This window comes from Kitasatospora sp. MY 5-36 (assembly GCF_001182915.1).
Classification (GTDB): domain Bacteria; phylum Actinomycetota; class Actinomycetes; order Streptomycetales; family Streptomycetaceae; genus Kitasatospora.
The window spans coordinates 1-8,139 of sequence record NZ_LFVW01000524.1 but is presented as its reverse complement, the minus strand read 5'-3'; the positions used below and the strand labels follow the sequence as shown (position 1 = coordinate 8,139).

The window sequence follows — 8,139 nt, the reverse complement described above, 5'->3', positions numbered from 1 at the left end:
CGGCCGTGCAGCGCGGCGGCGAAGCGCCAGTCCTTGGCGCCCATCGCCGCGGCGGCCACCGCCGCCTGGTCGGTGAGGCCGGAGCGCGCCTGGTGGCGGTCCACCTCCTGGAGCGCCAGCACGTCGGCGTCCAGTGCGGCCACCGCCTCGGCCAACGGCCCGCCGGGGTCGGACGGGTAGGGCCGCGGCGCGCCGTCCGGGGCGAGCGGCTGTCCGTGCAACAGATTGAAGGTGGCGATGCGCAACTGGCTCACACCGCACGACGGTACCCGGTCCCCGGGGGAGGGGGGCCCGGCTTGAGGCGGTAGGACATACCGGGTATACATACTCGGTATGTCCATCCGTCACGGTCTGCTCGCCCTGCTCGACCAGGGCCCGCGCTACGGCTACCAGCTGCGCACCGAGTTCGAGGCGCGCACCGGCGCCACCTGGCCGCTCAACGTCGGGCAGGTCTACACCACGCTGTCGCGACTGGAGCGCGACGGGCTGGTCGAGCCCGCGGGGGAGGACGGCGAGGGCCACCAGTTCTACGCCGCCACCGACGCCGGCCGGGAGGAGCTGCGGTCCTGGTTCGACACCCCGGTGCCCCGGACCAACCCCCCGCGCGACGAACTGGCGATCAAGCTCGCCATGGCGGTCACCGTCCCCGGAGTGGACGTCTCCGCCGTCGTCCAGGGCCAGCGCCGGCACAGCATCAAGGCGCTCCAGGACTACACCCGGCTCAAGGGCCGCGCCCTCGCCGGCGAGAAGCGCCCCGGCGTGGTGCCCTCCGCCAGCAACGACCTCGCCTGGCTGCTCGTCCTCGACCAGCTGATCTTCCAGACCGAAGCGGAGATCCGCTGGCTCGACCACTGCGAGACCCGGCTCGCCCAGCAGGCCGAGCTCCTGCAGGCCCGCACCGCCGAGGCCGCCCGCGACGACGGCGCGCCCGCGAAACGCGGCCGCCGCCTGCGGGCCTGAGCCCACCGCCCGAGCGCATCGCTTGAGCCCACCGCTCGAGCCCACCGCCTGAGTCCGCGCGCGTGAGTCCGCGCGCCACCCGAACCACCAGGCTCGGCCCGACTCCGAGCCCACACCCAGCACAAGGGGGGAATTCGTGTCCCACACCCAAGAGGCCCGGCAGACGCCGGTGCTCCACCTGGAGAACGTCACCCGGGTCCACGGCCACGGCGCCGCCGAGGTCCAGGCCCTGCGCGGCGTCGACCTCAAGGTCCACCCCGGCGAGTTCGTCGCCGTCATGGGCCCCTCCGGGTCCGGCAAGTCGACCCTGCTCACCCTGGCCGGCGGCCTGGACACCCCGAGCGGCGGCCAGGTCCTGGTCGAGGGCGTCGCCCTCGGCGGCCTCAACCGCAAGAAGCTCGCCCAGGTCCGCCGCCGCTCCGTCGGCTACGTCTTCCAGGACTACAACCTGATCCCGGCGCTCACCGCCGCCGAGAACATCTCGCTGCCGCGCGAACTCGACGGGCTGTCCACCCGCGCCGCCCGCCGCGAGGCCCTCGTCGCCCTGGAGGAACTCGGCATCCCCGAGCTCGCCGACCGCTTCCCCGACGACATGTCCGGCGGCCAGCAGCAGCGCGTCGCCATCGCCCGCGCCCTGATCGGCGACCGCCGCCTCGTCCTCGCCGACGAGCCCACCGGCGCCCTCGACTCCACCACCGGCGAAGCCGTGCTCGCCGTCCTGCGCGCCCGCTGCGACGCCGGCGCCGCCGCCATGATGGTCACCCACGAGGCCCGGCACGCCGCCTGGGCCGACCGGGTCGTCTTCCTGCGCGACGGCCGGATGGTCGACGAGTCCGTCAGCCAGGACGCCGCCAGCCTGCTCGTCACCGCCGCCGGCAACGCCCTGAAGGTGGACGAGTGAAGCTCAGCGCCTGGCGGGTCGCCCTGCGCATAGCCCGCCGCGACGCCCTGCGCGCCAAGGGCCGCAGCGCCCTCGTCATCGCGATGGTCGCCCTGCCCGTCCTCGGCGTCACCGGCGCCGACGTCGTCTTCCGCAGCGCCGAGCTCACGCCCACCGAACAGGTGGCGCGGCTCATCGGCCAGGCCGCCGGCGAGCTGAGCGTGGTCGAGGCAGGCTCCACCGTCAAGCAGGCGCCGGACCCCGACAAGGGCTTCACCGTCAAGGACCCCAAGGACGACGCCAAGGAGGGCGAAGCCCCCGCGTACACCCCCGTCCAGCGGCGCTCCCTGGACACCGCCCCCGCCGAGCTGGCCCGCCAGCTGCTCCCGGCCGGCGCCGTCCTGGTGCCGGAGCTCTCGGGCCCGTACACCGCCGCGAGCAGCGCCCAGGGCCTGCTCAGCACCCGGGTCGGCGAGGCCGACCTGACCGACCCGGTCTGGCGGGGCCGGGTGAACCTGGTCCAGGGCCGCGCCCCGGCCGCCGACACCGAGGCCGCCGTCACCACGGACTTCCTCAAGCGCTCCGGCCTCAAGGTCGGCGACAAGACCGCCGTCCGCGGCCTGGAGTCCGCCCCCTTCACCATCAGCGGCGCCTACGAGTACCCCGGTGAGCTGCGGGCCACCGAACTGACCGCCCGCCCCGGCACCCTGCTGGAGCGGCTCGCCAAGGCCACCAAGGCGGACAACCCCCGCGAGGCCGGCACCGAGACCTCCCGCTGGCTGGTCAAGCTCCCGGCCGGGGCCGCGCTCGACTGGAACAAGGTCAAGGAGGTCAACGAGTACGGCTTCATCCTGGCCTCCCGCGCCGTCCTGCTCGACCCGCCGGCCCGCGCCGAGGTCCCCTACTACACCGAGCAGAAGTCGAGCGGCGGCGAGGAGACCTCCTACCTCAACCGGACCGACGTCGTCATCCTCGCCACCGTCGTCGGCATGGCCCTGCTGGAGATCGTCCTCCTCGCGGGCCCTGCCTTCGCCGTCGGCGCACGGCGCTCGCGGCGGCAGCTCGGGCTGCTGGCCGCGGCCGGCGGTGAACGCGCCAACGTCCGCTCGGTCGTGCTCGGCGGCGGCATCGTCCTCGGCGTCACCGGTGCCCTGGTCGGCCTCGGCCTGGGCGTCGGCCTGGTCGCCCTGCTGCGCACCAGCGCCGAGGACTACTCCGGCAAGCGCTTCGGCCACTTCAACCTGCAGCCGCTCGACCTGCTCGGCATCCTCCTGGTCGGTCTCGTCACCGGCCTGCTGGCCGCCGTCGTGCCCGCCGTCCAGGCCTCCCGTCAGGACGTCGTCGCCGCGCTGACCGGCCGCGACACGCTCAAGCCGCCGAGCCGCAAGCTCGCCGTCCTCGGTCTGCTGATGCTCGGCGGCGGCGCCGCCCTCGCCCTGTTCGGCGCGACCAGCGGCATCGGCAACCGCAGCGTCGCCGTCCTCGGCGGCTCGGTCGTCGCGGAGCTCGGCATGGTCGTCCTGACGCCCTACCTGGTCGGGCTCTTCGGCCGGCTCGGCCGCTGGCTCTCGCTCGGCCCCCGGCTCGCCCTGCGCGACTCGGTGCGCCACCGCGGCCGCACCGCGCCCGCCGTGGCCGCCGTGATGGCCGCCGTCGCCGGCTCCGTCGCGGTCAGCGTCTACATGGCCAGCTACGAGGAGCAGAACCGGCGCGACTACGTCGCCTCCGGGCCCTCCAAGGCCGTCATGCTCGGCAGCGGTTGGATGACCGACGCCGACAGCAAGCTGCTGCCGCAGGCGCGCGAGGCCGTCGAACGCAGCATCCCCGACCTCGGCCAGCGCGCCGACGTCCAGCGCGTCGAGCCCAAGGGCAACTGCCCCGACGGCAGCTTCTGCGGCTACATCAGGGTCGAGGTGCCCAAGGCGGACCGCTGCCCCGCCCTCGACCCGACCAACGAGCTCGACCCCGCGGAGCACTACCGGATCATGGGGACGGACCCGCGCTGCAAGTCGGACAACCGCCGCAGCACCCCGTACACCGCGCTGGTCGCCGGCGACGCCACCCTGCTGCGCAACCTCTACGGCGTCACCGACCAGGGGGCCGGCCAGGCCCTCGCGGCCGGCAAGGCCGTGGTCTTCGACTCCCGGTACCTCAAGGACGGCAAGCTCGCCCTCCAGTACACCCTGCCGGTCCACCCCGATTCGAGCGGCAACTCCCGGGAGAAGCCGGTCACCACCGAGATCGCCGTGGACGCCGTCCTCGTCGACTCCTCGGAGCCCGCCCCGGGCCAGGCCGTGGTCAGCCCGGCCACCGCGGCCCGGCTCGGCTTCGCCACCGCTCCGGCCGGCTCGGTCTGGCTGCCCGCCGCGATGCCCTCCGACGGCGCCCAGCAGAAGGCCGACGGCGCGATCGCCAAGCTCACCGACCACACGATGCTCAAGATCGAACGCGGCTACGAGTCCCGGGCCGGACTGATCCAGCTCGGCCTGAACGTCTTCGCCGCGATCGTCGCCCTCGGCGCGGCCGGCATCGCCACCGGACTGGCCGCCGCCGACTCCCAGCGCGACCTGACCACCCTCGCGGCGGTCGGCGCCGAACCCCGCATCCGGCGCTCGCTGTCCGGCTTCCAGTGCGGGGTGATCGCCGCCATGGGCGCCCTGCTCGGCGCGGTCTGCGGCGTGGTGCCGGGGGTGGCGCTGCGCAAGGTCGAGGCCGCGACGGGCGGCTACCCCGGGATGAGCGCCGCCGAGCTGGCCAACAAGGCGATCGTGGTCTTCCCGTGGCCCACCATCGCCGCCACCGTGGTGCTGCTGCCGCTGCTCGCGGCCGGCCTGGCGGCCGTGATGACCCGCTCGCGGATCACCCTGCTGCGCCGCTCGGGCTGAGCCCGGCGCACCCGTCCGTCACCCCCGTCGCGCACCCCTGCCGCGGCGGGGGTGACGCATGTTACAGAGCCGGGAACGCCCGGCAGCCGGACGGCCGGGGCGGGCACCCGCACGGGCGAACTACAGTCGTCGGTATGACGAGAACCCCGGACAGCGTCGTCCGCTCCTACATCGACCAGCACCAGGCCGCGTTCCTCGCCGACCTCTCCGAGTGGCTGGCCATCCCCTCCGTCTCCGCCGACCCGGCCCGGGCCGGCGAGGTGCGGCGCTCGGCCGAGTGGCTGGCCGCCAAGCTGGGGGAGACCGGCTTCCCGGTCGCCGAGGTGTGGGAGACCGACGGACTGCCGGCGGTGTTCGCCGAGTGGCCTTCCGGGGACCCGTCCGCGCCGACCGTCCTGGTCTACGGGCACCACGACGTGCAGCCCGCGGCCCGGGAGGACGGCTGGGACACCGAGCCGTTCACCCCGACCGTGGTCGACGGCCGGCTGTACGCGCGCGGCGCCGCCGACGACAAGGGCCAGGTGTTCTTCCACACCCTGGGGGTGCGCGCCCACCTGGCCGCCACCGGCCGCACCGCGCCGGCCGTCAACCTCAAGCTGCTGATCGAGGGCGAGGAGGAGTCCGGCTCGCCGAACTTCGCCGACCTGGTCCGGCGCGAGGCCGGGCGGCTGGCCGCCGACGTGGTCGTCATCTCGGACACCGGCATGTGGTCCGCGACCACGCCGACCGTCTGCACCGGCATGCGCGGCCTGGCCGACGCCCAGATCGACCTGTACGGGCCGGACACCGACATCCACTCCGGCTCCTTCGGCGGGGCCGTCCCCAACCCGGCCCAGGTCGCGGCCGAGCTGGCCGCCGCCCTGCACGACGCCGACCGCAGGGTCGCGATCCCGGGCTTCTACGACGGCGTCGTCGAGCTGACCGAGACCGAGCGCGAGCTGTTCGCCGAGCTGCCCTTCGACGAGGAGCAGTGGCTGCGGGTCGCCAAGTCGTACGGCACCCGCGGCGAGGCCGGCTACTCGACCCTGGAGCGGATCTGGGCCCGCCCGACCGCCGAGGTCAACGGCATCTGGGGCGGCTACACCGGCCCCGGCGGCAAGACCATCGTCCCCGCCTCGGCGCACCTCAAGCTGTCCTTCCGGCTGGTCGCCGGGCAGGAGGTGGAGCAGGTCCGCGAGGCGGTGCGGGACTGGGTGGCCGGGCGGGTGCCCGAGGGCGTCCGGTACGAGCTGGTCTTCCCCGGCGCGACCCGGCCCTGCCTGACCCCGCTGGACCACCCGGCGCTCCAGTCCACCGTCCGGGCGATGGGGCGGGCCTTCGAGCAGAAGATCCTCTTCACCCGCGAGGGCGGCTCCGGCCCGGCCGCCGACCTCCAGGACGCGCTGGGCGCGCCGGTGCTGTTCCTCGGCATCTCGGTGCCCTCGGACGGCTGGCACTCGGTCAACGAGAAGGTCGAGCTGGACCTGCTGGCCAAGGGCGTGGAGACGGCCGCGTACCTCTGGGGCGACCTGGCCGAGAACTTCCGGCCGGGGGCATGACGCCCACCGCGCGCACCATGGCAGCCAGATCACTCATCCGGATGATTCACCACGTGGGGATGGAACAGACGTGAGCACCGTGCCTGAGACCGAGCGCCCGCTGCCCCTGGCCCTGGCCCGGTCCGGGGTGGACCGGGCGGCCGAGCACCGCCTCGACGAGCCCTGGCTGGCGGCCGCCTGGAGCCACCCGAACACCCGGGTCCTGCCGATCGCCGGCGGCGAGGCGTTCGTGGTCGACACCGCGCAGGGCACCGAACTCGTGCTGATGCCCTCCTTCGAGGCCCCGCAGACCGGCGACCGGTACTTCCTCGGCACCGACCAGGACGGCGTCTCGTACTTCGCGCTGGCCGGCGAGAGCCTGCCCGGGCGGCTGGACGGCGACGCCCGGCCGGCCGGGCTGCGCGAGGTCGGCGGGCTGCTGTCCGACCGGGACGCCGGGCTGCTGGTGCACGCCGTGGCGCTGGAGCACTGGCACCGGCTGCACAGCTTCTGCTCGCGCTGCGGGCACCCGACCGAGAAGGCCGGCGCCGGGCACGTGCGGCGCTGCACCTCCTGCGCGGCCGAGCACTACCCGCGCACCGACCCGGCGGTGATCATGGTGATCACCGACGAGCAGGACCGCTGCCTGCTCGGCCGCCAGGCGCTGTGGCCGGAGGGCCGCTGGTCGACGCTGGCCGGCTTCGTCGAGCCGGGGGAGTCGATCGAGCAGGCGGTGGCCCGCGAGGTGCACGAGGAGGCGGGCGTCAAGGTCGGCGAGGTGCGCTACGTGGCCAGCCAGCCCTGGCCGTTCCCGTCCAGCCTGATGCTCGGCTTCCTGGGCCGGGCGCTGCCCGGCGGCACCGAGATCACCGTGGACGGCGAGGAGCTGGCCGAGGCGCGCTGGTTCTCCCGCGAGGAGCTGCGCGCAGGGATGGAGGCGGGCGAGATCCTGCCGCCGTCCGGGATCTCGATCGCCCGGCACCTGGTCGAGCTCTGGTACGGGGAGCCGCTGCCCTCGGCGGCGCGCTGGTAATCCAGGACGAAAGGGGGGCGCGTGGTCAATTCCATGCGCCCCCCTTTTTCTCTCCAACCCCTTCCCGAATTCACCACGACCAGCTGTTCGTATCCGGACGGGCCAGTTCTGCTACCGGGAGGGGTCGGCGCGGGGGCGTATTCAACCCGCTCGGACGATATTGCCGGAAACGGCTGATACCGGCTCACCGCGCTCGCTACATTCACGAGGGTGACAATCCCCCGGGGCACCGCCCAATCCCCCAAATACCAGCGCCTCGCCGCCGACCTGCGCCGCCGGATCGCCGAGGGCGAGTTCACCGCCGACGCCGCCCTGCCGGTCGAGAGCGAACTGGAGCGCCAGTACGGCGTCGCCCGCAACACCGTCCGGCTCGCCGTCGACGTCCTGGTCAACGAGGGCCGCCTGGTCCGCCTCCAGGGCAAGGGCACGTACCTGCGCGAACACCCCGTCCTGGACCACCGCGCCTACGGCCCCGGCCTGACCCCCGCGCCGCGCGACTGCCTCGCCGCGCCCTCCGACGTCTACCTCGGCGAGGCCGCCGAAGCCGGGCGGGAACTCGGCACCGACTTCGAGATGATGATCGTCCGGGCCCGGGTGGACATCGCCGAACGGCTCGGGCTGCGCCCCGGCGAGGCCATCGTGGTCCGCCGCCAGCTGCGGCTGCTCGACCGCGAGCCGTACTCCATCGAGGAGAGCCACTACCGGGCCGGCCTCGCCGCCGGCACCCCGCTGATGGAGCCCGACCCCGTCGAGGGCGGCGACGAGGCGGTGCTCGCCACCCTCGGACGCACCGAGATCGGCGCGGTGGACCACCTGGTCGCGCGGATGCCGGGCCCCGAGGAGGCCCAGTGGTTCCAGGGCGGC

6 protein-coding genes and 1 pseudogene are annotated in these 8,139 nt (G+C 74.3%); 6 read left to right on the top strand and 1 reads right to left on the bottom strand.

Features of this window, described 5'->3' with window-relative positions; genetic code table 11:
• Positions 1-254, bottom strand: a pseudogene (locus tag AE652_RS29140) (hypothetical protein); the annotation flags it as partial.
• A 79-nt stretch (positions 255-333) separates the two neighbouring features.
• On the opposite strand from AE652_RS29140, the gene AE652_RS29135 reads away from it, so the two are divergent.
• The 6 genes from AE652_RS29135 to AE652_RS29110 all read left to right on the top strand — a co-directional run.
• Entirely contained in the window at positions 334-960 is a 627-nt protein-coding gene (locus AE652_RS29135; RefSeq protein ID WP_049656855.1) for a PadR family transcriptional regulator, read from the top strand.
• 136 nt (positions 961-1,096) lie between these two features.
• Complete coding sequence (locus tag AE652_RS29130; RefSeq protein WP_049656853.1) at positions 1,097-1,861, top strand: ABC transporter ATP-binding protein; 765 nt, start codon at positions 1,097-1,099, stop codon at positions 1,859-1,861.
• The gene (locus AE652_RS29125; RefSeq protein ID WP_049656852.1) at positions 1,858-4,725 is read left to right on the top strand and encodes an FtsX-like permease family protein; all 2,868 of its coding nucleotides are present in this window, start codon (positions 1,858-1,860) and stop codon (positions 4,723-4,725) included. The genes AE652_RS29130 and AE652_RS29125 overlap by 4 nt, the downstream gene beginning before the upstream one ends.
• Positions 4,726-4,859: 134 nt before the next feature.
• Positions 4,860-6,263 (top strand): dipeptidase, encoded by a 1,404-nt coding sequence (locus AE652_RS29120; RefSeq protein ID WP_049656851.1) that lies wholly within the window; start codon positions 4,860-4,862, stop codon positions 6,261-6,263.
• Between the two features lie 70 nt (positions 6,264-6,333).
• Complete coding sequence (gene nudC / locus AE652_RS29115) at positions 6,334-7,275, top strand: NAD(+) diphosphatase (RefSeq protein WP_049656848.1); 942 nt, start codon at positions 6,334-6,336, stop codon at positions 7,273-7,275.
• A 210-nt stretch (positions 7,276-7,485) separates the two neighbouring features.
• A partial coding sequence (locus AE652_RS29110) for a GntR family transcriptional regulator (RefSeq protein ID WP_049656846.1) occupies positions 7,486-8,139 on the top strand: 654 nt, incomplete at its 3' end.